The sequence below is a fragment of the Pseudomonas synxantha genome (genome assembly GCF_900105675.1).
GTDB classification, from domain to species: domain Bacteria; phylum Pseudomonadota; class Gammaproteobacteria; order Pseudomonadales; family Pseudomonadaceae; genus Aquipseudomonas; species Aquipseudomonas synxantha.
Map to the genome: position 1 here is coordinate 4460781 of NZ_LT629786.1, position 25345 is coordinate 4486125.

At 59.8% G+C, this 25345-nt stretch carries 30 protein-coding genes and 1 riboswitch; of the genes, 9 read left to right on the forward strand and 21 right to left on the reverse strand.

What is annotated here, in order from left to right; translation table 11 throughout:
- Nucleotides 1-299: 299 nt before the first annotated feature.
- Nucleotides 300-1982, reverse strand: a complete 1683-nt coding sequence (locus BLU48_RS20650; protein ID WP_057021539.1) for a fatty acid--CoA ligase — start codon at nt 1980-1982, stop codon at nt 300-302.
- 265 nt (nt 1983-2247) lie between these two features.
- On the reverse strand, nt 2248-2880 hold the full coding sequence (locus BLU48_RS20655; protein ID WP_057021540.1) for a LysE family translocator: 633 nt from the start codon (nt 2878-2880) through the stop codon (nt 2248-2250).
- A gap of 87 nt (nt 2881-2967) precedes the next feature.
- On the opposite strand from BLU48_RS20655, the gene BLU48_RS20660 reads away from it, so the two are divergent.
- From BLU48_RS20660 to BLU48_RS20670, 3 genes are all read left to right on the forward strand, one after another.
- The gene (locus tag BLU48_RS20660; RefSeq protein ID WP_057021541.1) at nt 2968-3930 is read left to right on the forward strand and encodes a 2-hydroxyacid dehydrogenase; all 963 of its coding nucleotides are present in this window, start codon (nt 2968-2970) and stop codon (nt 3928-3930) included.
- A gap of 31 nt (nt 3931-3961) precedes the next feature.
- A complete protein-coding gene (locus BLU48_RS20665; protein ID WP_057021542.1) occupies nt 3962-4960 on the forward strand; it encodes a class I SAM-dependent methyltransferase in 999 nt (332 codons plus the stop codon).
- Between the two features lie 50 nt (nt 4961-5010).
- Nucleotides 5011-5132, forward strand: a riboswitch (yybP-ykoY riboswitch).
- A gap of 87 nt (nt 5133-5219) precedes the next feature.
- Nucleotides 5220-5804, forward strand: a complete 585-nt coding sequence (locus BLU48_RS20670; protein WP_005784895.1) for a TMEM165/GDT1 family protein — start codon at nt 5220-5222, stop codon at nt 5802-5804.
- Between the two features lie 127 nt (nt 5805-5931).
- Here the strand turns inward: BLU48_RS20670 and BLU48_RS20675 are convergent, their stop codons facing one another.
- The 4 genes from BLU48_RS20675 to BLU48_RS20690 all read right to left on the reverse strand — a co-directional run bounded on the left by BLU48_RS20675 (nt 5932) and on the right by BLU48_RS20690 (nt 7992).
- A complete protein-coding gene (locus BLU48_RS20675; protein WP_043050781.1) occupies nt 5932-6750 on the reverse strand; it encodes a M48 family metallopeptidase in 819 nt (272 codons plus the stop codon).
- 127 nt (nt 6751-6877) lie between these two features.
- The gene (locus tag BLU48_RS20680) at nt 6878-7498 is read right to left on the reverse strand and encodes an SOS response-associated peptidase (RefSeq protein WP_057021543.1); all 621 of its coding nucleotides are present in this window, start codon (nt 7496-7498) and stop codon (nt 6878-6880) included.
- A 37-nt stretch (nt 7499-7535) separates the two neighbouring features.
- On the reverse strand, nt 7536-7796 hold the full coding sequence (locus tag BLU48_RS20685) for a putative signal transducing protein (protein WP_003188624.1): 261 nt from the start codon (nt 7794-7796) through the stop codon (nt 7536-7538).
- 13 nt (nt 7797-7809) lie between these two features.
- Nucleotides 7810-7992 (reverse strand): CPXCG motif-containing cysteine-rich protein, encoded by a 183-nt coding sequence (locus BLU48_RS20690; RefSeq protein WP_057021544.1) that lies wholly within the window; start codon nt 7990-7992, stop codon nt 7810-7812.
- Nucleotides 7993-8124: 132 nt separating this feature from the next.
- Between BLU48_RS20690 and BLU48_RS20695 the strand changes: the two genes are divergently transcribed.
- A complete protein-coding gene (locus tag BLU48_RS20695; RefSeq protein WP_172833428.1) occupies nt 8125-9288 on the forward strand; it encodes a 1-acyl-sn-glycerol-3-phosphate acyltransferase in 1164 nt (387 codons plus the stop codon).
- Nucleotides 9289-9421: 133 nt separating this feature from the next.
- Here BLU48_RS20695 and BLU48_RS20700 read toward each other — a convergent pair whose 3' ends face one another.
- Nucleotides 9422-9679 (reverse strand): hypothetical protein, encoded by a 258-nt coding sequence (locus tag BLU48_RS20700; RefSeq protein ID WP_046070944.1) that lies wholly within the window; start codon nt 9677-9679, stop codon nt 9422-9424.
- 182 nt (nt 9680-9861) lie between these two features.
- Here BLU48_RS20700 and BLU48_RS20705 point away from each other — a divergent pair, with 182 nt between their 5' ends.
- Nucleotides 9862-10071, forward strand: coding sequence for a hypothetical protein (locus tag BLU48_RS20705; protein ID WP_043050775.1), 210 nt, complete (start codon nt 9862-9864; stop codon nt 10069-10071).
- Between the two features lie 59 nt (nt 10072-10130).
- Here BLU48_RS20705 and BLU48_RS20710 read toward each other — a convergent pair whose 3' ends face one another.
- The gene (locus BLU48_RS20710; RefSeq protein ID WP_043050774.1) at nt 10131-10715 is read right to left on the reverse strand and encodes a YajG family lipoprotein; all 585 of its coding nucleotides are present in this window, start codon (nt 10713-10715) and stop codon (nt 10131-10133) included.
- A 183-nt stretch (nt 10716-10898) separates the two neighbouring features.
- On the opposite strand from BLU48_RS20710, the gene BLU48_RS20715 reads away from it, so the two are divergent.
- Nucleotides 10899-11132, forward strand: a complete 234-nt coding sequence (locus BLU48_RS20715) for a hypothetical protein (protein ID WP_057021546.1) — start codon at nt 10899-10901, stop codon at nt 11130-11132.
- 725 nt (nt 11133-11857) lie between these two features.
- Nucleotides 11858-13366, forward strand: coding sequence for a malate dehydrogenase (quinone) (gene mqo / locus BLU48_RS20720; protein ID WP_057021547.1), 1509 nt, complete (start codon nt 11858-11860; stop codon nt 13364-13366).
- Nucleotides 13367-13466: 100 nt separating this feature from the next.
- On the opposite strand, the gene BLU48_RS20725 is transcribed toward mqo, so the two are convergent.
- The 3 genes from BLU48_RS20725 to BLU48_RS20735 all read right to left on the reverse strand — a co-directional run bounded on the left by BLU48_RS20725 (nt 13467) and on the right by BLU48_RS20735 (nt 14894).
- Nucleotides 13467-13754: a PA4642 family protein gene (locus BLU48_RS20725; RefSeq protein WP_057021548.1), complete on the reverse strand. Its 288-nt coding sequence runs from the start codon at nt 13752-13754 to the stop codon at nt 13467-13469.
- 111 nt (nt 13755-13865) lie between these two features.
- Nucleotides 13866-14333, reverse strand: a complete 468-nt coding sequence (locus BLU48_RS20730) for a WbuC family cupin fold metalloprotein (protein WP_046072646.1) — start codon at nt 14331-14333, stop codon at nt 13866-13868.
- Between the two features lie 3 nt (nt 14334-14336).
- Nucleotides 14337-14894 (reverse strand): hypoxanthine-guanine phosphoribosyltransferase, encoded by a 558-nt coding sequence (locus BLU48_RS20735; RefSeq protein WP_046070938.1) that lies wholly within the window; start codon nt 14892-14894, stop codon nt 14337-14339.
- Between the two features lie 164 nt (nt 14895-15058).
- Between BLU48_RS20735 and upp the strand changes: the two genes are divergently transcribed.
- Together upp and BLU48_RS20745 are read left to right on the forward strand one after the other, a co-directional pair.
- A complete protein-coding gene (gene upp, locus BLU48_RS20740; RefSeq protein ID WP_017138223.1) occupies nt 15059-15697 on the forward strand; it encodes a uracil phosphoribosyltransferase in 639 nt (212 codons plus the stop codon).
- A 2-nt stretch (nt 15698-15699) separates the two neighbouring features.
- Entirely contained in the window at nt 15700-16974 is a 1275-nt protein-coding gene (locus tag BLU48_RS20745) for a uracil-xanthine permease family protein (RefSeq protein ID WP_032877767.1), read from the forward strand.
- 126 nt (nt 16975-17100) lie between these two features.
- Here the strand turns inward: BLU48_RS20745 and hisC are convergent, their stop codons facing one another.
- The 10 genes from hisC to BLU48_RS20795 all read right to left on the reverse strand — a co-directional run bounded on the left by hisC (nt 17101) and on the right by BLU48_RS20795 (nt 25127).
- Nucleotides 17101-18153: a histidinol-phosphate transaminase gene (gene hisC / locus BLU48_RS20750; protein ID WP_057021549.1), complete on the reverse strand. Its 1053-nt coding sequence runs from the start codon at nt 18151-18153 to the stop codon at nt 17101-17103.
- A gap of 3 nt (nt 18154-18156) precedes the next feature.
- Complete coding sequence (hisD, locus tag BLU48_RS20755; RefSeq protein ID WP_057021550.1) at nt 18157-19473, reverse strand: histidinol dehydrogenase; 1317 nt, start codon at nt 19471-19473, stop codon at nt 18157-18159.
- 127 nt (nt 19474-19600) lie between these two features.
- Nucleotides 19601-20236: an ATP phosphoribosyltransferase gene (gene hisG, locus BLU48_RS20760; protein WP_003188599.1), complete on the reverse strand. Its 636-nt coding sequence runs from the start codon at nt 20234-20236 to the stop codon at nt 19601-19603.
- A 212-nt stretch (nt 20237-20448) separates the two neighbouring features.
- A complete protein-coding gene (gene murA / locus BLU48_RS20765; protein ID WP_057021551.1) occupies nt 20449-21714 on the reverse strand; it encodes a UDP-N-acetylglucosamine 1-carboxyvinyltransferase in 1266 nt (421 codons plus the stop codon).
- Between the two features lie 23 nt (nt 21715-21737).
- Nucleotides 21738-21977: a BolA family protein gene (locus BLU48_RS20770; protein WP_057021552.1), complete on the reverse strand. Its 240-nt coding sequence runs from the start codon at nt 21975-21977 to the stop codon at nt 21738-21740.
- Between the two features lie 115 nt (nt 21978-22092).
- Nucleotides 22093-22398, reverse strand: a complete 306-nt coding sequence (locus BLU48_RS20775; RefSeq protein WP_057021553.1) for an STAS domain-containing protein — start codon at nt 22396-22398, stop codon at nt 22093-22095.
- Nucleotides 22395-23042 (reverse strand): MlaC/ttg2D family ABC transporter substrate-binding protein, encoded by a 648-nt coding sequence (locus BLU48_RS20780; RefSeq protein ID WP_057021554.1) that lies wholly within the window; start codon nt 23040-23042, stop codon nt 22395-22397. The genes BLU48_RS20775 and BLU48_RS20780 overlap by 4 nt, the downstream gene beginning before the upstream one ends.
- An 11-nt stretch (nt 23043-23053) precedes the next feature.
- Entirely contained in the window at nt 23054-23521 is a 468-nt protein-coding gene (gene mlaD / locus BLU48_RS20785) for an outer membrane lipid asymmetry maintenance protein MlaD (RefSeq protein ID WP_003171814.1), read from the reverse strand.
- The gene (mlaE, locus tag BLU48_RS20790; RefSeq protein WP_057021555.1) at nt 23521-24318 is read right to left on the reverse strand and encodes a lipid asymmetry maintenance ABC transporter permease subunit MlaE; all 798 of its coding nucleotides are present in this window, start codon (nt 24316-24318) and stop codon (nt 23521-23523) included. The genes mlaD and mlaE overlap by 1 nt, the downstream gene beginning before the upstream one ends.
- The gene (locus BLU48_RS20795; RefSeq protein ID WP_003216128.1) at nt 24318-25127 is read right to left on the reverse strand and encodes an ATP-binding cassette domain-containing protein; all 810 of its coding nucleotides are present in this window, start codon (nt 25125-25127) and stop codon (nt 24318-24320) included. Before BLU48_RS20795 ends, mlaE begins: the two co-directional genes overlap by 1 nt.
- Nucleotides 25128-25345: the final 218 nt, after the last annotated feature.

Here is a 25345-nt window from a genome sequence, read left to right on the forward strand (position 1 = left end):
GTGAGTTCTGCGGCTGGATGCATGTAACGGCCGGAATACAACGATTCCAATGCCGCACGACAACCGGGCCCCCATGGCCCGAAGCACAACATCCTTGAAAAACTCTGAAAGGGACTATAGCCAGCGGTAGGTATCGCTTGATCCCTCTAAAGTGTGATTTGCATCACCAAGCCGTCTGCCACAACCCTTTCGCCACGCCGACGAAGGCCGGCGCGAGAAGGATGGCTGAAATTCGGTAAATCACAAGTAGAGCCGCAAGATAGAGCGTTGCCGCGCCCGAACGGGCGCGACGAGGGGCATTAGAGTGTAGACAGGAAAGTACTGTTGTTGGCCTGCCATTCGATGATGTCGATGCGGATACGTTTTTTGTCGAGCTTTCCTACGCTGGTCTTGGGAATTTCAGTAACAACGGCGATCTGGCTCGGGATCGCCCACTTGCTCAAATGCCCCAGCTCGACGAAAGGCTTGAGGTGCTCCTTGAGCTCTCGTGCACCAATCACATGGCCCTCATGCACCACCAGCAACGCGAATGGGCGTTCGCCCCATTGCGGGTCGGCAATGCCCACCACTGCGACTTCGCGAACAGCCGGGTGGCGGCTGACCAGGTCTTCGAGAGCCAGGGACGAGATCCATTCGCCACCGGTCTTGATCACATCCTTGATGCGGTCGCGGATATCGATCACGCCGAACGCATCCAGCGTGGCAACGTCGCCGGTATGCATCCAGCCGCCGGCCCATAGCTCGGCACCTTTTTGCGGCTCGTTGTAATAGCCCTCGGTGAGCCAGGGCGCACGCAGTACCAGTTCGCCCTGGGTTTCACCATCGGCGGGCAGGAAGTTGCCGTTCGTATCCATGATCGCCGCCTCCACCAACGGCCCAGGCACGCCGGCCTTGATGCGATACGTGGTGCGCTCGTCTTCGCTGCCGGCCATCAGTTCGGCATTGAGGTGGGCGCAGGACACCAGCGGCCCGGTCTCGGACATGCCGTACGCGGCGGTCAGTTGAATGCCTCGAGCCTTGGCCGCTTCGTACAACGAGCGGTTAAGCGCACTACCGCCGATAACGATTTTCCAACCGCCAAAATCCACGCCCTGGGCGGCCTTGGCGTTAAGCACCATTTGCAGGATGGTCGGCACGCAGTGGGAAAACGTGACCTTCTCCTTGCGCCACAGCTCCACCAAATATTCCGGATCGTAGCGACCGGGGTAGACCTGCTTCAAGCCAAGCATGGTCGCCACATAGGGCAGGCCCCACGCGTGTACGTGGAACATCGGCGTGATCGGCATATACACGTCGTTGGTGCCCAACAGGCGCACGCTGTCGACACTGCCCATGATCGTCGCCACACCGATGGTGTGCAGCACCAATTGGCGATGGGTGAAGTACACACCCTTTGGGTTACCGGTGGTGCCGGTGGTGTAGAAGGTAGTGGCGACGGAATTTTCGTCGAAATCCTCGAAGTCGTACTTGGGGCTGGCAGCGGCCAACAGGGTTTCGTACTCACCCACCAGATTGGGTAGCTCGCAGGTCTTGGTGTCACCATCGGTAATCAACAAGGTCTTGTCGACCGTGGTCAACTGCCCGGCGATGGCCTGGTAGAGCCCCGCAAACTCACTGTTGACCAGCACGAAGCGGTCTTCGGCGTGGTTCATGGTGTAGAGAATCTGTTCCGGCGACAGGCGCACGTTGATGGTGTGGATCACCGCGCCGATCATCGGGATGGCGAACATGCATTCCAGGTAACGGTGGCTGTCCCAGTCCATCACGGCCACGGTGTCACCGGCCTTGACCCCCGCTTCGGTCAACACATTGGCCAGGCGCGCAACGCGTTCGATCAGCGTTGGGTAGGTATAGCGCAGCTTGTCGCGGTAGATGATTTCGCGGGTCTTCTCGTAGCGCGTCCCGGACATCAGCAGGCGTTTGATCAACAGCGGGTATTGGTACGCACCTTCGGCGGGCGGGATAACTCGGGTCTGCAACATACGAATCCCTTTAATGACTGCACGGTCTTGGCTTGAAGACTTGCACTGTAGAGGGCTTATGTTTCAGCCAAATCAGCCAAAGGAATGATTTGCGGAACTCAGTAAATGCTAGCTTTGCGCCAGTATCTGCAGCTTATGGAAGACCAATGTGGGAGGGGGCTTGCTCCCGATTGCTGGGCATCAGCCACTGTATTTGCTGGCTGATCCACCGCTATCGGGAGCAAGCCCCCTCCCACATTTGAACGAAGTTCACGAGAAACCGAGGTTATTTCATGCTGGTAAACGCCAGCTTCACCCCAATCGCAATCAGCACCGCGCCCATGGTCCGATCAAACCAATGCCCCATCTTCGCAAACCCGGCGCGTACGCGCTGCTGGCTGAACAGCATGGCCACCAGGCAAAACCACAACGCCGTCGCCACCGCCAGGTACACGCCATAACCAGCCTGCACCGCCAGGGGCGTGTGGGGGTTGATCACCACGGTGAACAGCGAGAGGAAGAACAACGTCGCCTTAGGGTTCAGGCCGTTGGTCACAAAGCCTGCGGTAAACGCACCCCGCGGGGTGCGCTCGCCCACTTCTCGGTGCAACTCACCCTCGGCAGCGGGCTTGGCCGGCTGGGCGCGCAGGGCCTTGAAGCCGATATACAGCAGGTACGCCGCCGCTGCCCATTTCAATGCGTTGAACAACACGATGGACTGGGACACGATCAAGCCGATACCCAGCAACGAATAACCTACATGCACGAAAATCGCCGTGCCGACGCCCAGGGCCGTCCAGGTTCCGGCGCGGCGCCCATGGGTCACGCTCTCACGGACCACCACGGCGAAATCCGGGCCGGGGCTGGCCACCGCCAGCAAGTGAATCAAGGCTACGGTCAAAAACTCGGCGACGTACATGCTCACTCCATTAAGTAACTGATTATTTCATCTGATAGGCTCGGCAGATTACGCCTTCGAACCTCGTCGCAAAAGGTACAGTTGACCATGAACAAACGCCGCGCCGTCTTCCTCGATCACCCTTCCCTGGATCTGGGCGACCTCGACCTGGGCAGTTTGCGTGACTGCTTCAGCGAGTTGCAGCTGTTTGAGCAGACCACGCCGCAGAATGTGGTGGAACGCTTGCAGGGCGCCCAAGTCGCGATCAGCAACAAAATACCGCTCACGGCGCAAACCCTGGCGGCGTGCCCGGAGCTCAAACTGATCCTGGTATCGGCCACCGGCACTAACAACGTCGATCTCGAAGCCGCACGCGCCCACGGCATCACCGTGAGCAACTGCCAGGGTTATGGCACGCCGTCGGTGGCGCAGCACACGATCATGCTGTTGCTCAACCTGGCGACGCGCTTGAAGGACTATCAACAGGATGTGGCCGCAGGTAAATGGCGGCAGGCCCAGCAGTTTTGCCTACTGGACCATCCGATTGTCGAACTGGAAGGCAAAACCCTCGGCCTGCTCGGCCATGGCGAGTTAGGCGGTGCCGTGGCACGCCTGGCCGAAGCCTTCGGTATGCGCGTGCTGCTCGGCGCAATACCCGGGCGCCCTGCCCGCGCCGATCGCGTGCCGCTGGATGAGCTGCTCGCCCAGATCGATGCGCTGACCCTGCACTGCCCACTCAACGAACACACCCGCGACTTTATCGGCGCCCGTGAATTGGCGCTGCTCAAGCCCGGTGCGTTCGTCGTCAACACCGCACGCGGTGGCTTGATCAATGAACAAGCCCTGGCCGATGCGCTGCGCAGCGGGCATCTGGGCGGCGCGGCAACCGACGTGTTGAGTGTCGAGCCGCCGGTCAATGGCAATCCGCTGCTGGCTGGAGACATTCCACGCTTGATCGTCACGCCTCACAACGCCTGGGGCAGTCGTGAAGCGCGGCAACGTATCGTCGGGCAACTGACGGAAAACGCCCGGGGCTTTTTCAGTGGCGCCCCGCTGCGCGTCGTCACTTGATAAACTGCGCCCCTTTTTCAAGGAGCAGACCATGGATCCGCGCAGTGAAGTACTGCTTCGCCAGGCCGAACTTTTTCAAGGCAACCTGCTGCTGGTAGGTTTGCCTGCCGACGATTTGCTCGGGCGCCTGCCCAACGCCCACGGCTGGTGCTGGCATGCCGGCGACCAGGCGGCACTCGACGCGCGCTTCCCCGAACGCAGCCAGTTCGGCGTGAATGCGCCCGAGCGCGAGTTTGATGCGGCGGTGATCTTCCTGCCCAAGTCCAAGGACCTCACCGACTACCTGCTCAACGCTGTGGCCGCACGCCTGCCGGGTGCCGAACTGTTTCTGGTAGGGGAGAAAAAAGGCGGTATCGAAAGCGCCGCCAAACAGCTGCTGCCCTTCGGCAAGCCGCGCAAACTGGATAACGCGCGGCATTGCCAGTTGTGGCAAGTCACCGTGGCCAATGCTCCGCAAGCCGTGGAGCTGGAGAGCCTGGCGCAGGTCTTCGATGTGCCGCTGGCCGAAGGCCCGCTGAAAGTGGTGAGTTTGCCGGGCGTGTTCAGTCATGGGCGCCTGGACCGTGGCACCGAGCTGTTGCTGGAGCATCTGGATAAACTGCCCAGCGGGCATTTGCTCGATTTCGGATGCGGCGCCGGTGTGCTGGGGGCTGCGGTCAAGCGTCGCTACCCGCATAACACGGTGACGATGCTGGATGTGGACGCCTTCGCCACCGCCAGCAGCCGCCTGACCCTGGCCGCAAACGGGCTGGAAGCCGAGGTGTTGACCGGTGACGGCATCGACGCGGCGCCCATGGGTTTGAACGCGATCTTGAGCAACCCGCCGTTCCATGTCGGCGTGCACACGGATTACTTCGCCACGGAAAACCTGCTGCGAAAAGCGGCCAAACATCTGGCAAAAGGCGGCGAACTTCGTTTGGTTGCCAACAGCTTCCTCAAGTATCAGCCGTTGATCGAAGAGCATCTGGGCATCTGCGCGATCAAGGCCGAGGGCAATGGTTTTCGCATCTACCGTGCCAAGCGTCCCTGACGGGCGTTTGAAAAAGAAGGCTTGCCGAATGGGTTTTGCCTAGGCAGAATCCGCAGCGTCCTAGGGGAGTAGTCTCCCACGAGCGCCATGCTCGTCCGGCATACGTCAACATACTTGGTCAGCAGACCATGGCGTATGCGACCCAGGAGTCCGCACAGACGGACCGGGGTTTGACAAGACCTATGACACGCACACCTTACCCGGGGCGGGAAGGCTGTACGTGTCATAGCCGTGTCGACCCGCCCCTGGAAGCTACCTGATGCTGGATTCACTGCTCGTTCCTACCGCAATCGTTGCCTTGGCCGAAATCGGCGACAAGACGCAACTGCTCGCGCTTATCCTTGCCGCACGCTTTCGCAAACCCTGGCCAATCATCGCCGGCATAGTCGCTGCGACCCTGGCCAACCATGCGGCGGCCGGTGCCGTGGGGGCCTGGTTCGGGAGTTTCTTCTCGGATGCGGTGCTGCACTGGATCCTCGCCGCAAGCTTCTGTGCCACGGCGCTGTGGACCCTGGTGCCGGACAAACTCGATGATGACGAAGCCAGTACCACCCGCAAGTTCGGGCCGTTCCTGACCACATTGATAGCGTTCTTCCTCGCCGAAATCGGTGACAAGACCCAGATCGCCACGGTGATGCTGGCAGCGCAATATCCGGAGTTATGGCTGGTAATTATCGGCACCACCCTGGGCATGTTGATTGCCAACGTACCGGTGGTTCTGGCGGGGAATTTTGCAGCGGAGAAACTGCCGTTGACCTTGATTCGCCGATTGGCGGCTACGGCGTTCTTTGTATTGGCGATTGTGGCAGTCTACAAAGCCATGCAAAGCAGTGGCTGGATCTAAGACTGCAACCCGATCTATTGTGGGAGAGGGGGTTGCTCCCGATAGCATTTAATCAGCCACAGATTTACTGACTGATCTATCGCTATCGGGAGCAAGCCCCCTCCCACATTTGGATCGTCATCAAGCCTCAGGATTTTTTGGCCTGTTGGTACAGCGGCATCACCTTCGGAATCGCTGCCTGCAACGAAGCGATGCGACTGTCGGAAGCCGGGTGAGTGCTCATGAACTCCGGCGGGGCACCTTCGGAGGCCTTGGCCATCTTGTTCCACAAGGTGATCGCCGCGTTCGGGTTGTAGCCGGCACGGGCCGAGAGCTCCAGGCCAATCAGGTCCGCTTCGTTCTCATTGCTGCGGCTGTTGGGCAAGGTCATGCCATAGTTGGCCACGGTATCAGCCAACGCCAAGCTGTCCTGGCCAAGACCGAATATCGCCCCGGCGCCCTGCTTGGCCATCTCGATGCCGTACGCCTTGGACATGGCTTCACGCCCGTGTTCGCGCAAGGCGTGGGCGATTTCATGGCCCATCACCGCCGCCAACTCGTCATCGGTGAGCTTGAGGTTGTCGATCAACGCGCTGTACACCAGGATCTTGCCGCCCGGCCCGCAGTTGGCGTTCATCTCGTCGCTCTTGATCAGGTTCACTTCCCAGTTCCATTGCGCCGCATCCGGACGGAAGGTGGGTGCCTGGGCAATCAGGCGCTTGGCAATGGCCTGCACGCGCTTGGCGTTGGCGCTGGTCTTGTCCAGAACCCCTTTGCCGCTGGCTTCACCCAGGGTCTGCTGGTAGGACTGGGCATACATCTGGTCGACTTCCTGGCTCGACAGCATGCTGAACATGTACTGCTTGCGCTCTACCCCAACGGCGCCGCCGCTGGTGGTATTAACCGACTGACAACCCGCCAGCAGCATCGCTGCAACCAAACCACTTACCACCAATGACTTCTTCATGAACACGCTCCCTGAACACATGGCGCGTATCGTAGGCGGTCGTTTGTATCCGCGCCAGATACATCAGACATTTAACTACTGAATTTCGGACACATCCCACAGTGCAGATGACCTGGTTGGCGCCGGTTCAAGCCGGAGTCAGGCATTCCGGCCCATTGAGCTTCGGATCATTGACCATATTGGCCAGCACGCGCTCGCGTAATGCAGCGGGCTCACCGGCCAGCAAGCCCTGCAACACATGCAGCGGCGTCTCGGGGTCAAGCCACGCCGCCTGCCCCGTCGCGTCCAGGATCAACGGGCGTCGCTGGCTTTGCGCCGCCTGGGTGATCACCGCCGTACTCAGCCACACCTGTTCCTGCACCGGATAAGCTTCCCAGATCGCGGCAAAAAACAGTGTGGAGCCCTCCCCCGGCGTCAGCCAATACGGGCGCTTGCGCTGGGTGCCGCGCCACTCGTAGAAACCGTTGGCCGGCAGCAGGCAGCGGCGCTGGCGAAAGGCTTCGCGGAACATCGGTTGCTCGGCCAAGGTTTCGGCGCGGGCGTGGGCCGGGGTGCGGGAAAGGTCGGTGAGCCAGGGCGGCGTAAGGCCCCAACGGGCACGGGCCAGGGTGAGTTGGCCTTCGTTCAGACGCTGGATCAGCACCGAATCATTGGGAGAGATGTTCCACTGGGCCTGCTGATCGGCAGGGAAGCCGGGCAAGGCAGCAAAGGCGGGGTTCCAGCGAAACAGGGCATAACGTCCACACATGGGGCAACACGACTCTTGGGGTAAACCGACCGACAGCCTAACAGACCAATACGTCGGGGAAACTGTCGGGTTCATCGCCGGGCAGCGGTTGCGCACCGATATAGGCGGTGATCAGCTCGCGGGCGCTGGCAGCCTGGTCATTGTCGACTTCGAGCCCAAGCAAGCCGAAGATCGGCAGTTCGCCGGTGCCACCGAGCAAATGGCGGCCCACCAGGTGCGCCTCGATACCTTCGCTGGCAAGCATCTGTTGCAGCAGCTCGCCTTCCATCAGGTTTTCCGGTTCGTAGATTCGCTGCATGGGCGCGTACCTGTCATTCATTTTCGTTGCGGGTTTCAAGCATCCACTCGTCACCATGGACTTGCAGGTCGAACGTGATCGGCCGGCAACACACTTGGCAGTCTTCTATATAGGACTGGTCACCACCAGACAAATCCACCGTTGTCTCGACCGCTTCGCCACAATAAGGACAATCGTACAGCGCAGTTTCCAGCATCGCGGTCTCCAAGGTGACTTGTGCGTATAATCGCCGGTCTATTTACAGGGCTATTTCCGGCTGAGCCAGTTTACTCACGCCGCTCCTGTTATTTCCTTTACTTACCCTAGCCGTTTCTAACAAGAGAGCATGATGGGCGAATTCGATACCATCCGACCTTACAACGACAGCGAAGTCCCGGCAGTGCTGGCGCGTCTGTTCAGTGACAAGGCCTTTCTGGACATCCTGACCCACTTCCGCTTCCCGCGCTTTGCAGGCGCCCTGGGCTGGTTGCTCAAGCCGATGATCGCGCGCAAATTGCGCCGCGAGTTTGCCGGCGTCACCACCGTGGCCACGCTGCAGGACAAAGTCGAGTATTACGTCGACCATACCATTGACCGGGCGACCGACGGCGTGACCTATACCGGCGTCGAACAGCTCAAATCCGGCACCGCCTATCTGTTTTTGGCCAACCACCGCGACATCGTGATGGACCCGGCCTTCGTCAACTATGCCGTGTACCACGCCGGCCTGCCGACGCCACGCATCGCCATCGGTGACAACCTGCTGCAAAAGCCGTTTGTCAGCGACCTGATGCGCTTGAACAAGAGCTTTATCGTGCACCGTTCGATTACCGGGCGAAAGGAGAAGATGGCGGCCTATAACCTGCTGTCGGCCTATATCAACCATTCGATCCGCAACGACTGCCAGTCGATCTGGATTGCCCAGGCCGAAGGCCGGGCCAAGGATGGCGATGACCGCACTGAATCGGCAATCCTCAAGATGTTCCATGTCAGCCGCAAGGACGAGCCGTTTGCCGAAGTCATCCAGTCGTTGAACCTGACGCCGGTGTCCATCAGCTACGAGTACGACCCTTGCGATGCCGCCAAGGCCCGCGAGCTGTATATCCGCGCGACCACCGGCACCTACAGTAAGGCACCGGGTGAGGACGATGTGAGCATTGCCCTGGGCATCACCGGCTACAAGGGCCGGGTGCATGTGAATTTTGCGCCGCCGATCACCGAGCGCTTCGAAGATACCAAGCTGCTGGCAGTGGAAATGGATCGACAGATCCTCGGCGGTTACCGGCTGTTCCCGGTGCATTACCTGGCGTACGCGCAGTGGAGTGAGGCCGACCCGCAGTTGCAGGTGCCCAAGGCTGCCGATGTGTTCCCGGCCGATGAGCTGGCCAAAGCCAAGGCGGAATGGGAACGGCGTCTGAACGAATGCCCGGCCGAACACCGCCCGTATCTGGTGGTGCAATATGCGACGCCGGTGCGCAATCAGTATCGGGTCAAGGCAGGGATTCCCCTGTAAACACTGATCCAAATGTGGGGGGGGCTTGCTCCCGATAGCGGTGCGCCAGTCAGCTTATCTGTATCTGACCCACCGCTATCGGGGGCAAGTCGAATCGTCGCACCGCCCCTCCCACATTTGTATTGCGGTGTGCTTACACGTGGGTGCTAAACCAGGACAGGGCCAGCGCCAGCCCCAGGCCTGCGAACCCAACCCGGTAAGCCTGGCGATGCGCCCGCTCGGTGCGGGTGTCCAAAAAGAGCATCGGCTGGTCAATCGCACGCTCTTCGCTACGCATGGCGAGGTCGGCCATTGCGCGTTGCGCGTGCAGGCGGGTGATGAACAGCACCAGGGCGCCCGAGCAGGCAACCAGTAGGGCAACAGCATTGATGAACAGTGCAGGCAGCGCCATCGCAAACCTCGGCGGATCAGTGTTCGGGTATCAGTCCAGATACAAAGCTGAACGATAGTCGCCTCCTGCGCCTTTGATACTCCCTCCCCATTGACGGCTAATGTATCCAGTAATTTACAGCGTCACCTGAACGTCACCTTAACAAGCCACCCTGTTGCCCTTCGACGCTTGAGGAGCTTGTCATGTTGCATGCGCAAAACCAGGACCGACTGTATCTGATCGCCCAAAGCGATGAGCAAGAGGCACTGATCGGTAGCCTCGCGTTCAACGTCCAGGACCGCCACTGGCTGGTGTATTGCGCCCTCGGCGGGCACCAGCATGCCGACCTGCCGGAACTGGATTTGCTTACCGGTGTGAGTGTGCTGGACTTTTATGTCGATACTGCGGCATGACCAAACCGCAGGCATAAAAAAACCGGGCTCAGCGATGAGCCCGGTTTTTTGCAGACAGCTTATTGTGCGCTGAGCAATTGGCCGATGCTTGGGTCCTTGAACAGGCGGGTCAATGCATCACTGAGCACGTCGCTGACCAACTTGGTGTTGGTTTCCTGGTTGGGCGACATCCCGAAGCGCTGGTTGAGCGAGGCGGCGTAGCGGCCGCTATAGCGACGGGTACCGGCGCTGACGTCGGACTTGAAGGTCGCACCGATGGACGCTTCAGTCACATACAGGCCTTCCTTGGGCGACTGATATTTCAGCTCGGCCAGGGTCACGGTCAGTTGCGGCACGCCTGGGGAGTTGGTCGGGGTAAAGCCCAGCAAGCGCACGGCGGCTTCAGCCTGGGCCTGCAACTTGGGCAGCACGTCCTGGCCGGTCACCGAAATCAGCGCCGTCTCAGGGTACAGGCCGCCACGCGAACCCAGGGTCGGCGACGGGCGACCGTCTACCACTCGCACCGACACCGGCTGGCCATGGCCTACCGCGGCCAATGGCGCAGTGACTTTAGGCTGCGGGCTGAGTTGTTGCGGGCTGTTGGCGCAGCCAACCAGGGTCAAACTGGTCACAGTGATCAAACCGAACAACAGGCGTTGCAACATACTCATTTCTCCAGGACTGGGTGCAGACAGGCCGCCAGTATAACGGTGCACGCGCGCCACTCACCAGCGATCCTGAACGGCGGCTGAAGGCAGGGTGCAAATTACAAATTCGCATAAATTCGTCACCCCAATGTCATGCCACACTGGCAATCTTCAAGCATGTAACGCAATAGGTACACAGCCATGCGCCTTCTCAAGACCCTGTTCATGTCACACACCCGTCACCGCCACTTCGCCCTGCTCGATGCCCAAGGCCATTGCCAGGCATTCAAGCAGTGCAGCCTGCCGCCGGTCGGTGAAGGCTGGGTCGAAGTGACAGAGATTCACCTGGGCTGGATGCACCGCCCACTGCCGGCCTGCGCCCGGGTCAGCCCACAGGTTTTTCGCGCACGGCACCGGCAAGTGTTGGCCTCCTGACCGAGGCGCTAATAAAAGTCATAAAACACGCCCATTTCCTTGGCGTTCTTCGCTACAATCTCCCCCCGATTATAAGGACGTCTCCTGATCGGGCCTCGCAGCATCGTTAATGCCCAGGCATTAGCCCCCAAAATCGCCCACAGAGAGCCGCCCACACAGATCGAGTGAGGCTGGCGTGCTTGCTGTTTCCTTTGCAAACCACCCGTCTTTGTCGAATCTGCCAGAGCTGCCATTGCGCTCGGCCACTTGAGTTGTTTGCCCGTTTTGCCGCATGTCGGCAGAGGTTTGCGGGCCAGGTGCCAGGCTGGGCAGCCCTTTTTTGAGGTTCACGTCTTCAAAAGAGCGTGAAAAAACGGGTTTTCACAACTTCACAAGAGTGTGGCGAGCAAATGAATAGTTTGGCGTTTGTACAAGCACCATCAGCGTCTGGGGCAGCCCAATTACACAGGATCGAGCTTTCTTCAAAAACCGGAGCTTGAGCCTGTCCGCTACGGATTGGTTGCACGAATCGCACGCTTTGACCATAAGTCGAATTGCCACAGGCGCCCATGAATGCGTTCATAGGCAGATTAGCCCGGCAGGAAGCGTGTGCTGAAGTTGCAAAGAATTGCGAAACGGACATGGCGATCCTGGCCATGGGTAACCTGGGGCAACACGTGAACCGCCCCGTCACTCCTGGCAGCCATGCCGTCAATTTGGTGCTGCAGATTTTGGAGACGCGTTAAATGGCGCATAACGAAGCAGTCGACGTAGTACTGGTAGGGGCCGGCATCATGAGTGCCACCCTGGCCGTACTGCTCAAGGAGCTCGACCCCGGCCTCAAGCTGGAAGTCGTTGAGCTGATGGATTCGGGTGCCGCGGAGAGTTCCAACCCGTGGAACAACGCGGGTACCGGCCACGCCGGGCTGTGTGAGCTGAACTACACGCCGCAGGCCGCCGATGGCTCCATCGACATCAAGAAAGCCGTGCACATCAACACTCAGTTCGAGGTGTCGAAGCAATTCTGGGCGTACCTGACCAAGAAGGGCACTTTCGGCTCCTCGAAGTCGTTCATCAGCCCGGTTCCGCACCTGAGTTTCGTGCAGGGCGACAAAGGCGTGTCCTTCCTCAAAAAGCGCTTTGAGACCCTCAGCCAGCATCACGCGTTTTCGGACATGCACTACACCGAAGACCGCAGCGAAATGGCCGAGTGGATGCCGCTGATGATGCCGGGCCGCCCGCTCGACGAAAAAATCGCCGCCACTCGCGTGATGAACGGCACTGATGTCAACTTTGGCGCACTGACCAATCAGTTGCTTGGCCACCTGACCAGCTCGGCCGATGCCCAGGTCAAGTATTGCAAACGCGTCACTGGCCTCAAGCGCAACGGCGCCGGCTGGACCGTGAGTATCAAGGACGTCAACAGCGGCAACAGCCGTGATGTCGACGCCAAGTTCGTATTCCTCGGCGCCGGCGGTGCGGCGCTGCCGTTGCTACAAGCCTCGGGCATCGAAGAAAGCAAGGGCTTCGGCGGCTTCCCGGTCAGCGGCCAATGGCTGCGTTGCGACAACCCGGAAGTGGTCAAGCAGCACCAGGCCAAGGTGTATAGCCAGGCCGCGGTAGGCTCGCCGCCCATGTCGGTGCCACACCTGGACACCCGCGTAGTGGACGGCAAGAAATCCCTGCTGTTCGGGCCTTACGCCGGTTTCACCACCAAGTTCCTCAAGCATGGCTCGTTCCTTGACCTGCCGATGTCAATTCGCGCCGGCAACATCGGCCCGATGCTGGCCGTGGCGCGGGACAACATGGACTTGACCAAGTACCTGGTCAGCGAAGTGCGCCAGTCCATGGAACAGCGCCTGGAATCCCTGCGCCGCTTCTACCCTGAGGCGAAAGCCGAAGACTGGCGCCTGGAAGTGGCCGGCCAGCGGGTGCAGATCATCAAGAAAGACCCGAAGAAAGGCGGCGTGCTGCAATTCGGCACCGAGCTGGTGGCGGCCAAGGACGGTTCACTGGCGGCGCTGTTGGGCGCGTCCCCGGGCGCTTCGGTCACGGTGTCGATCATGCTCGAACTGATTGAGCGCTGCTTCCCGCAAAAAGCGGCCGGTGAATGGGCGACCAAGCTGCACGAGATCTTCCCGGCACGGGAAAAGATCCTGGAGACCGATGCCGAGCTGTATCGCAAGATCAACACGCAGAACAACATCAGTCTTGAGCTGGTGGAGCAAAGCAACGAGGCTGAAAGCTACGCGTGAGGTCGTGACGCAGAGCGTCACAGGATGCATTCCCACGCAGAGCGTGGGAACGAGCGCTAAAAAAAACGCCCCTCGGGGCGTTTTTTTTTGCTTCGGATAATCAACCGCGGGCGTTGTCGATCAGTTCGATGTATTCGGCGGCGTTGCGCTGGTCCTTGATCATGTCAACGAAGGTCTGGCCGTGCTCGTCCTTGCCATCCAGGTCCCAGCCTGCTTCCTTGAAAAAGCCCAGGAACCGTTCGAAGTCGTCGATACGCAGGCCGCGATAGGCCTTGATCAGTTTGTGCAGGGACGGCGAGGTGGCATCAACCGGTTCGAAGTCCAGGAACAACTTGATCTGCTCGTCGCCGATCTCGTCACCAATCACCTGTTTCTTATCTTTACGCATTACCGACTCCAGCCTGCAGACATTTACACGGGGCTTGAAGTCTACCTGCGGGACGCAGGCTTCGGAAGCGGCGAGAAAGCACCGCTTCCCCCACATTTGGATCTCAGTGGATTAATCGAACTGGGCAAGCATCCAGCGGTGATACTCAGCCATACCCGCCTCGCCTTCACGAGGCGCCCAGCTCGCCAGTTCACCTTCACCAACCGGACGGTAAGGGCCAGCCTTGCATTCAAACATCACGCTGTCCGGCTCCAGCACCACCAGGCCATGAAACACACCTGGCGACAGGTCAACACCCTGACACTCTCCTCCAGCCTGAAGTACACGCTTGCTCAACACCTCGCCCGCGTCACTGAAAATCAGGATGCCCAGGCGGCCTTTGAGCACCAGCAGGGTTTCAGCTTTATCAGCGGTCAGGTGGCGATGAGGCTGCACATAAGTGTTGGGCTGCAAGCCAACTGCCATGCGATGACAAGGTTCTTGCATCTCATGAAAGTTGACGTTCTGACGGCCACGGGGATTAGCGGCCGCTTTCTCGGCCAACTCAGCAAACAGGGTCTGATCAAGAAAGCGGGCCATCATTTACATTCCTTTAACGGCAAAAATGCCATTGGCGTTACGCCAGTAACCCTTGTAGTCCATGCCATAACCAAAGATATAGCGGTCGATGCACGGCAACCCGACGAAGTCGGCTTTCAGCTCAGGGCGGGCCTTGCGGTCGTGGTCTTTGTCGATCAGCACAGCAGTGTGCACTTTACGTGCGCCGGCGTGTTTGCAGAAGTCGATGATCGCACCCAGGGTGTGGCCTTCATCGAGAATGTCATCGATGATCAGCACATCGCGGTCGATAAACGAGACTTCCGGCTTGGCCTTCCAGAACAGGTCGCCGCCGCTGGTTTCATTGCGATAGCGGGTAGCGTGCAGGTAGGAAGCTTCCAACGGGAATTGCAGATGGGTGAGCAATTTGCCGGCGAAGATCAGGCCACCGTTCATCACGCAGAAGACCACCGGGTTGGTGTCGGCCATTTCGCGGGTGATGTGTTCGCCTACCTTGGCGATCGCTGCTTCGACTTGCGCTTCGGTGTACAGGCAGTCAGCCTCGTGCATGATTTGACGGATATGCTCGAGATCAGCAGACATGGCGCTCTCCAAGGGGGTGCTGTGGCAAGAAAAGCGGGCGAAGGTACGCTTCTCGTGCGCTCCAATCAAGCCTTTATGGACTAACGTACTTGATGTCTATAGGACAACACCCTCGGATAGATTAATCTAGGCCGGTTTTTTTGCCCGCCGCCGGAGCCTTTCCCATGCCCACTCGCGAGATCCGCCACCCGCTGATCCGACACAAACTCGGCCTTATGCGCCGTGCCGACATTAGCACGAAGAATTTCCGTGAGCTTGCTCAGGAAGTCGGAGCGCTGCTCACTTACGAAGCCACCAAGGATTTACCCCTGGAGACCTACGAGATCCCCGGTTGGGCCGGTCCCGTACAAGTGGAGAAAATCGCCGGTAAGAAAATTACCGTCGTGCCGATCCTGCGCGCCGGTATCGGCATGCTCGAAGGCGTCCTCAGCCTGATCCCGGGCGCCAAGGTCAGCGCCGTGGGCGTAGCCCGCAATGAAGAGACCTTGCAGGCCCACACTTACCTGGAAAAACTCGTCCCGGAAATCAACGAACGCCTGGCCATGATCATCGACCCGATGCTCGCCACCGGTAGCTCCATGGTCGCGACCATCGACCTGCTGAAAAAAGCCGGCTGCAAGGACATCCGCGCCATGGTGCTGGTGGCCGCGCCCGAAGGTATCGCCGCCGTCGAGAAAGCCCACCCGGATGTGCAGATCTATACCGCGTCCATCGATGAGCGCTTGAACGAGCACGGCTACATCATCCCGGGCCTGGGCGATGCCGGTGACAAGATCTTCGGCACCAAGCAGAAGGACGCGTGAGCATGCAGGATGAATTCAACGACCCGCTTTGGCGCCAGATCCTGTCTGGCGCACAGATGCTCTTCGTAGCATTTGGCGCGTTGGTGTTGATGCCGCTGATCACAGGTCTTGATCCAAACGTCGCACTGTTCACCGCAGGCCTGGGCACGTTGCTGTTCCAGGTGGTGACAGGGCGGCAGGTGCCGGTCTTCCTGGCATCGAGTTTCGCCTTTATCACCCCGATCATTCTCGCCAAGGGCCAGTTCGGCCTGGCGGCAACCATGGGTGGGGTGATGGCGGCCGGTTTCGTCTACACGTTCCTGGGCCTGGCCGTGAAGGTCAAGGGCACCGGGTTTATCGACCGGCTGTTGCCGCCAGTGGTGATCGGCCCGGTGATTATCTCCATCGGTCTGGCCATGGCGCCGATTGCCGCCAATATGGCCATGGGCAAGTCAGGCGACGGTGCCGAGTTGATCCATTACCAGACGGCGATGCTGATCTCGATGCCGGCGCTGCTCACCACCTTGATCGTTGCGGTGTTCGGCAAGGGCATTTTCCGCCTGGTGCCGATCATTTCCGGTGTGCTGGTGGGGTTTGCCATGTCGTTCTACTTTGGCGTGGTCGACACCGCAAAGATCGCCGCTGCGCCCTGGTTCGCCCTGCCCCATTTCACCGCGCCGGAGTTCAACTGGCAGGCGATCCTGTTTATCGTCCCAGTGGCCCTGGCCCCGGCGATCGAGCATATCGGCGGTGTGATTGCAGTAGGCAGCGTGACCGGCCGCGATTACCTGAAAAAGCCCGGCCTGCACCGCACGCTGCTGGGTGACGGCATTGCCACCACGGCAGCGGGGATGTTTGGCGGCCCGCCGAACACCACCTACGCCGAAGTGACCGGCGCAGTGATGCTGACCAAGAACTACAACCCGAAAATCATGACCTGGGCGGCGGTATTTGCCATCAGCCTGGCGTTTATCGGCAAGTTCGGCGCACTGCTGCAGAGCATCCCGGTACCGGTGATGGGCGGGATTCTGTGCCTGCTGTTCGGCTCGATTGCCGCAGTGGGGATGAACACGCTGATTCGCCACAGGATCGACCTGGGTGAAGCGCGCAACCTGGTGATTGTGTCGGTGACCCTGGTATTCGGGATTGGCGGTGTGCTGGTCGGCACCGGCACCGGCCCGGATGATTTCGGCCTCAAGGGCATCGCCCTGTGTGCGGTGGTGGCGATTGGCCTGAATTTGCTGCTGCCGGGCAATGATGGCTGGAAGAACAAGAAGCCGGATGAGCCGCTTCTTTAACTAACGCCGCAAAACTGAATGTGGGAGGGGGCTTGCCCCCGATGACGGAGTGTCAGTCGACATCTAATCGACTGATCCACCGCCATCGGGGGCAAGCCCCCTCCCACATTTGATTTTCAGCGTCTGTTAAAGCTCGCCGAGCCCGTCGATCAGCGCCTGGTTCTGCTCAGGCGTACCGATGCTGATCCGCAGGAACTGGGCAATCCGCTCCTGCTTGAAGTGCCGCACGATCACCCCTTGCTCACGCAACTTGGCCGCCAGGCCGGCCGCGTCGTGTTGCGGGTGGCGAGCGAAGATGAAGTTGGCCGCTGATGGCAACACTTCAAAGCCTTTAGCCTGCAACTGCGCAACGAGCTTCTCGCGACTGTCGATCACCAACTGGCAGGTCTTCGCGAAATACTCACGGTCATCGAACGCCGCCGCCGCACCGACAATCGCCAAGCGATCCAACGGGTAGGAGTTAAAGCTGTTCTTGACCCGCTCCAGCGCCTCGATCAGGTCTGGGTGGCCCACGGCCAGGCCCACACGCAAACCGGCCAGTGAGCGCGATTTGGACAGGGTCTGGGTCACCAGCAGGTTCGGGTAACGGTCTACCAGGCTGATGGCGGTCTCGCCGCCGAAGTCGATATAGGCTTCATCGACCACGACGACCGAGTCCGGGCTGGCCTTGAGAAGCTGCTCCACCGCATCCAGCGCCAGTACGCAGCCGGTCGGCGCGTTCGGGTTGGGGATGATGATCCCGCCGTTGGGCCTGGCGTAGTCCGCCACTCGGATCTGGAACTGCTCATCCAACGGCACGGCGTCGAACTTGATGCCGTACAAGCCGCAGTACACGGGGTAGAAGCTGTAGCTGATATCCGGGAACAGCAGCGGCAGATCGTGCTGGAACAGACCATGGAAGATGTGCGCCAGGACCTCATCGGAACCGTTGCCGAGGAACACCTTGCCGGCGTCGATCCCGTAATATCTGGCCACGGCTTGTTTGAGCAGGTCGCTGTTGGGGTCCGGATACAGGCGCAGGTTGTCGTTCAGCTCAGCCTGCATGGCCGCCAGCGCCTTGGGCGATGGGCCATAAGGGTTTTCATTGGTGTTGAGCTTGACCAGTTTGGTCAGCTTCGGTTGCTCACCGGGTACGTAAGGCACGAGGTCCTTGACGAAAGGGCTCCAGAATTTGCTCATGCCTTACTCTCCCTTGACGATGCGGTATTCAGCGCTGCGTGCGTGCGCACTGAGGGATTCACCACGGGCCAGCACCGAAGCGGTCTTGCCCAGTTCGGAAGCGCCTTGGGGCGAGCAGAAGATGATCGACGAGCGTTTCTGGAAATCATACACCCCCAGTGGCGACGAGAAGCGCGCGGTGCCCGAAGTCGGCAGCACGTGGTTCGGCCCGGCACAGTAGTCGCCCAGGGCTTCGCTGGTGTGGCGCCCCATGAAGATCGCCCCGGCGTGACGGATCGACGGCAACCAAGCCTGTGGGTCCGCTACGGACAGCTCAAGGTGCTCCGGCGCGATGCGGTTGGCCACCTCGATGGCCTGCTCCATGTCACGCACCAGAATCAGCGCACCGCGGCCATTGATCGACTTCTCGATGATCTCGGCACGCTCCATGGTCGGCAGCAGCTTATTAATGCTGGCGGCAACCTTGTCGAGGAACTCGGCGTCGGGACTGACCAGGATCGCCTGGGCGTCTTCGTCGTGCTCGGCCTGGGAGAACAGGTCCATGGCGATCCAGTCCGGGTCGGTCTGGCCATCACACACCACGAGGATTTCCGAGGGGCCGGCGATCATGTCGATGCCGACCTGGCCAAATACATGGCGCTTGGCGGTGGCGACATAGATATTGCCGGGGCCGACCACCTTGTCGACCTTCGGCACGCTTTCGGTGCCATAGGCCAGTGCCGCGACGGCTTGTGCGCCACCGATGGTGAACACGCGGTCGACACCGGCGATGCAGGCGGCAGCCAGTACCAACTCGTTGATTTCACCACGCGGAGTCGGCACCACCATGACCACTTCGGTCACGCCCGCCACTTTGGCCGGGATCGCATTCATCAGCACCGACGACGGGTACGAGGCTTTACCGCCGGGCACATACAAACCGGCGCGATCCAGCGGCGTGACCTTCTGGCCCAATACCGTGCCGTCGGCTTCGGTGTAGCTCCAGGAGTCCTGCTTCTGTTTTTCGTGGTAGCTACGCACCCGAGTCGCTGCCACTTCCAAGGCTTCGCGCTGCGCGATGGTGATGCGTGTCAGCGCCAGCTCCAGGCGTTCGCGGGGCAGAATGAGGTCAGCCATGGACTTGACGTCCAGGCCATCAAACTGACGGGTGAAGTCCACCAGCGCCGCGTCACCGCGCTCGCGCACGGCCTTGATAATATCGAGCACTCGCTGGTTGACCGAATCGTCGGACACGCTTTCCCAGCTCAGCAGATGATCCAGATGATGGGCGAAATCCGGGTCGGCAGCGTTGAGTCGGGCAATTGCAGTGGACGTGGTCATAGCGAGGGCCTCATAGGATTGGCAAAAAACTCAGGCGCCCTAAACTACCGTTCGCTCCGCTTGGGCACCTGAGAATTCTGGCTATGAGGCGGATAGACGGGCGCAGCCTTTGGGCTACGCAGGTGAGTCAACCGCGGTGTCGAGACTCCACTGCCTTGCGCAGGGTGTCGATCAACGCCTGGATGCGGGCGTGTTGCATCTTCATCGACGCTTTGTTGACGATCAGGCGGGAGCTGATGTCGGCAATGAAATCCTGCGGTTCCAAACCGTTGGCACGCAGGGTGTTACCGGTGTCGACCACGTCGATGATCTTGTCGGCCAGGCCGATCAGCGGCGCCAGCTCCATCGAGCCGTAGAGCTTGATGATATCGACCTGGCGGCCTTGTTCGGCGTAGTAGCGCTTGGCGACGTTGACGAACTTGGTTGCCACTCGCAGGCGGCCCTTGGGCTCGACATCGCCGACACGGCCGGCGGTCATCAGCTTGCACAGGGCGATACGCAGGTCCAATGGCTCGTAGAGGCCCTGGCCGCCGTATTCCATCAGTACGTCCTTGCCGGCCACCCCCAGGTCGGCGGCGCCATGTTCAACGTAGGTCGGCACGTCGGTAGCCCGCACGATCAGCAGGCGCACGTCGTCCTGGGTCGTGGGGATGATCAGCTTGCGGCTCTTGTCCGGATTCTCGGTCGGCACGATGCCAGCTTCAGCCAGAAGCGGCAACGTGTCGTCAAGGATGCGGCCCTTGGACAGTGCGATGGTCAACATGGGAACGTCAGTCCTTTATCAGGCTATTGCGGCCCGGTCGCAAATGGCGCCGGACACAGATCGAGGCCATTACAGCCTCGATTTGAAACAAACCAGTGTATGCAGGAGCGAGCTTGCTCGCGAAGAACGTCAACGATAACGCGTTTACTCAGAGTCAACGCGCTGTACATGAGTTTTTCGCGAGCAAGCTCGCTCCTACAGTGCAGCGGGGGTTAGCCCGGTACGCGGCGGATTTTTGCGCCGAGCATCTGCAGTTTTTCCTCGATGCACTCGTAACCACGGTCTATGTGGTAGATACGGTCGATCAGGGTGTCGCCTTCGGCGCACAGTGCCGAGATCACCAGGCTGGCCGAGGCACGCAAGTCGGTTGCCATCACTGGCGCGCCCTTGAGCTTGTCGATGCCGGTGACGATGGCGGTATTGCCTTCGACCTGGATCTTGGCGCCCATGCGGTGCAATTCATACACATGCATGAAGCGGTTTTCGAAGATGGTCTCGATCACGGCACCGGTGCCTTCGGCAATCGCGTTCAGGGAGATGAACTGCGCCTGCATGTCGGTCGGGAAGGCCGGGTATGGAGCGGTACGCACGTTGACGGCCTTTGGCCGCTTGCCGTGCATGTTCAGCTCGATCCAGTCTTCGCCGGTAGTGATTTCTGCGCCGGCTTCCTTGAGTTTTTCCAGGACGGCTTCAAGGATGGTCGGGTCGGTATCCTTGACCTTTACACGACCACCGGTCACGGCAGCGGCAACCAGGTAGGTGCCGGTCTCGATACGGTCCGGCATGACCTTATAGGTGGCGGTGTGCAGACGTTCTACACCATCAATGGTGATGGTGTCGGTGCCAGCACCGGAAACCTTCGCACCCATGGCGTTGAGGAAGTTGGCCAGGTCGACCACTTCCGGCTCACGTGCGGCGTTTTGCAGCACGCTGCGGCCTTTGGCCAGGGCAGCGGCCATCATGATGTTCTCGGTACCGGTTACGCTGACGGTATCAAAGAAGAAGTTCGCACCACGCAGGCCGCCTTCCGGCGCCTTGGCCTTGATATAGCCGCCTTCGACGTCGATGGTCGCGCCCATGGCTTCCAGGCCACGGATGTGCAGGTCGACCGGACGCGAACCAATGGCACAACCGCCAGGCAGGGCCACTTCGGCTTCACCGAAACGGGCAACCATCGGGCCGAGTACCAGGATCGACGCACGCATGGTTTTCACCAACTCGTACGGAGCGATCAGGGTCTTGATGGTACGCGGGTCGATTTCGACTGACAGTTTCTCGTCGATCACAGGCTCAATGCCCATGCGCCCGAACAGCTCGATCATGGTGGTGATGTCGTGCAGGTGCGGCAGGTTGGCCACCGTCACCGGGCCGTCGCACAGCAGGGTTGCTGCCAGGATCGGCAAGGCGGAGTTTTTCGCACCGGAAATGCGGATCTCGCCATCGAGGCGGGCACCGCCGGTAATAATCAATTTATCCATAAGAATCTCGACGCCTTGGGGGCTCAGGTGCGCTCGGCCCAGGCCGCGCGGCTGAAAAATTTCATAGTGACCGCGTGGATGCTGCCATCGGTGATCCACGGGTTCAAATGGGCATAGATCTGCTGTTGACGCTTGACCGGGCTCAACGCCGCCAGTTCATCGCTAATCACATTCAGCTGGAAGTTGCAGCCTTCGCCTTCAACTTCAACGCTCGTTTCGGGCAGCTTTCCTTCAAGGAAGCTTTTAACTTCGTTGGCCTGCATGCTCAACCTCTATCGGCGCCCAGTGCGCACGGGTCGCACATCATACAAAAAAGCCCCGCGCCTGCGAACCCCGCATAGCAGGACTCTGACGGAGGGCTTTTCTGATAAATGTGTATTAAGGGTGTGCCAACAGCTCGGTCAGGCCGGAAACCTCGGCAATCTCGCGCATGTCTTCAGGCAAGGCACGGATACTGAGCGGCTTTTTTGCCGCTTCGGCATCGCGCATGAAGCACAGCAGCAACGACAGGCCGACACTGCTGGACTTGGTCACCGCCGAGCAATCGAGCACCACTTCGGGCGCCTTGCTGGCCTTGATCAGCGCCTGGCCCTGCTTGCGCAGGTCAGGCCCCGTACGGTAATCCAGCACGCCGCTGAGGAACAGCTCGCCGGCGTCGCCGATACGAACAGCCGACTCGGTCATTGCGCAGGCTTCCCGGCAGCTTTGTCGGTTTCTTCCTTGGCCTTGGCAACTTCACCGGCCCAACCGTTGATGGTCTTGTCCAGGTCATTGCCATTGCGCTGCATCGCATCGGCGAACTGATCACGGAACAGCTTGCCGATGTTGATGCCGTTGATGACTACGTTACGCAGCTTCCACTCACCGTTGATTTTCGTGAGGGTGTAGGACACCGGATAGATCGCGCCATTGCTGCCCGAGACTTTCATGCCGACCTCGGCACGGTCGCCCGACTCTTCCTTGGCAGGGTCAACGACGATGCCCTGGTTGTTGTATTCCAGCAGAGCGTTGCCGTAGAACTGGAACAGGCCACGCTTGAAATTTTCCTGGAACGTCTGCATTTGCGCCGGAGTTGCCTTGCGCGAATACTTGACGGTCATGATGCTTTTGGAAATGCCTTCGGCATCGACCACCGGGCCAACAATCGTGTTGAGTGCTTCGTAAAACCGGGAAGGGTCTTGCTTGTACTGCTCTTTGTTGGCCTTCAGGTCGGCCAGCATCCTGCTGGTCGTGTCCTGCACCAAATCGTGCGCAGAACCTGCCGCGTTGGCCATCAGCGGCAACGCTGCAAGCAGTACCAGCAGGCCACGTCGCAAGGTAGAGATCATGAATAGATTCCTCATTTGGCGTCTTTATTGACCGTATTGAGCAGGAATTTACCGATCAGGTCTTCAAGCACCAGCGACGACTGCGTGTCGTGGATGGTCGAACCATCCTTGAGCAGGGCTGTTTCCCCGCCCACGCTGACACCGATGTACTTCTCGCCCAGCAGACCCGCGGTGAGGATAGATGCCGTGGAGTCAGTCGGCAGGTTATCTACCTTCTTGTCCAACTGCATGGTCACTCGCCCGGTGAAGCTGTCGCGGTCCAGATCGATTGCCGTGACCTTGCCGATGGTAACGCCGGCCATGGTCACTTTAGCTCTGACCGTCAAACCGGCGATATTGTCGAAGTACGCGTAAAGTTTATAAGTATCGGCGGTGGGGCTGGCCGACAGGCCGCTGACTCGCAGGGCCAACAACAGTAAAGCCAGGATGCCAGCCAGCAAGAAAAGGCCGACACCGATTTCCACAGTGCGGTTTTGCATCAGAAATCTCCAAACATCAAGGCGGTCAAAATGAAGTCAAGGCCCAGTACCGCCAGCGAGGCGTACACAACGGTCTTGGTGGTGGCGCGACTGATCCCTTCTGAGGTGGGCTCGCAGTCATAGCCTTGGAATACGGCAATCCAGGTGACCACAAAGGCAAAGACAATGCTCTTTATGATGCCGTTGAGCACGTCACCGGTGAAGGTCACGCTGTTTTGCATGTTGGCCCAGTAGGAACCGTCATAGACGCCCAACCAGTCAACCGCCACCCACGAACCGCCCCAGATACCCACCACGCTGAAAATCATCGCCAGCAATGGCAGGGAAATGAAACCGGCCCACAGGCGCGGGGCAACAATGTACTTGAGCGGGTCCACGCCGATCATTTCCAGGCTGGACAGCTGCTCGGTGGACTTCATATTGCCGATTTCGGCAGTCAACGCCGAACCTGCACGCCCCGCGAACAACAAAGCGGTCACCACCGGACCCAGCTCACGCAGCAGGGTCAGGGCCACCATCTGGCCTACCGCCTGCTCCGAACCGTAGCTGGACAGGATGTTGAAGCCTTGCAGCGCCAGCACCATGCCGATGAACATCCCGGAGACTACGATGATCACCAGGGACATCACCCCGACTGCATGCAACTGCTTGAGCAGCAGGCCAAAGCCGCCGCCGATGCCACCGCGGCCCAGCAGGGCGTGGAACAGGAAAATGGTCGAACGCCCAAGGACTTCGACGATGTCGATGCCCGAGCGACCGAAAAGGCGAACCTTCTCGATAAGAGATGTCTTGCGCATCAGCGCTTCCCCAGAAGATCTGAGCGGTAGTCCGCTGCCGGAAAGTGAAAAGGCACCGGGCCATCGGGATCGCCTGTCATGAATTGGCGAATGCGCGGGTTATCGGCGTTCATCAACTCTTCAGGCGTACCCTGCCCCAGCACCTGGCCATCGCCCACTACATACAGGTAGTCGGCGATGCTCGCGGTTTCGGCCAAATCGTGGGACACCACGATACTGGTGATCCCCAGTGCGTCGTTGAGCAGACGGATCAGGCGCACCAGCACGCCCATGGCGATCGGGTCCTGGCCAACGAACGGCTCGTCGTACATGAGGATCTGCGGGTCGAGGGCGATGGCTCGCGCCAGCGCGACACGGCGCTTCATGCCGCCGGACAATTCGTCCGGCATCAGGTCGATGGCACCGCGAAGGCCCACGGCCTGCAGTTTCAGCAACACGATGTCACGAATCATTTCATCGGACAGCTGGGTGTGCACCCGCAGCGGGAAGGCTACGTTTTCGAAAACATCGAGGTCGGTGAACAGCGCGCCGCTTTGGAACAGCACGCCCATATGCTTGCGAGCATCGAACAGATCGCTGCGCGACAGGGTCGGCAGATTCTGACCGTTGACCCACACTTCGCCCGCACTAGGCCGCAATTGCATGCCCATCAGGCGCAACAGGGTGGTCTTGCCGCAACCGGAAGGCCCCATGATGCCCGTGACCTTGCCGCGAGGAATGCGAATATCGACGTTATTGAAGATGCTGCGCGTCCCGCGCTTGAAGGAAAGACCCTTCAGCTCGACCGCGTAGGCGTTATCGGCACTCATCTAATCTCCTTGGGATGCAGCCTTTCACTCAGACACCATGTGTGCGACTTTGGTTTGCAAAGGATGCGCAATAGTTAGGCACATGGGTTGGGTGGACCGAACTGGCGGCGAACTATATCACTGCTGGTGCAGAGCCCCCAAGGCCGGAACAGCGCTCGTTCAGATTTGAGACAGGGGAAAAACGTTGCCTGCTATGTTAAGGACGGTGATTTTCATGT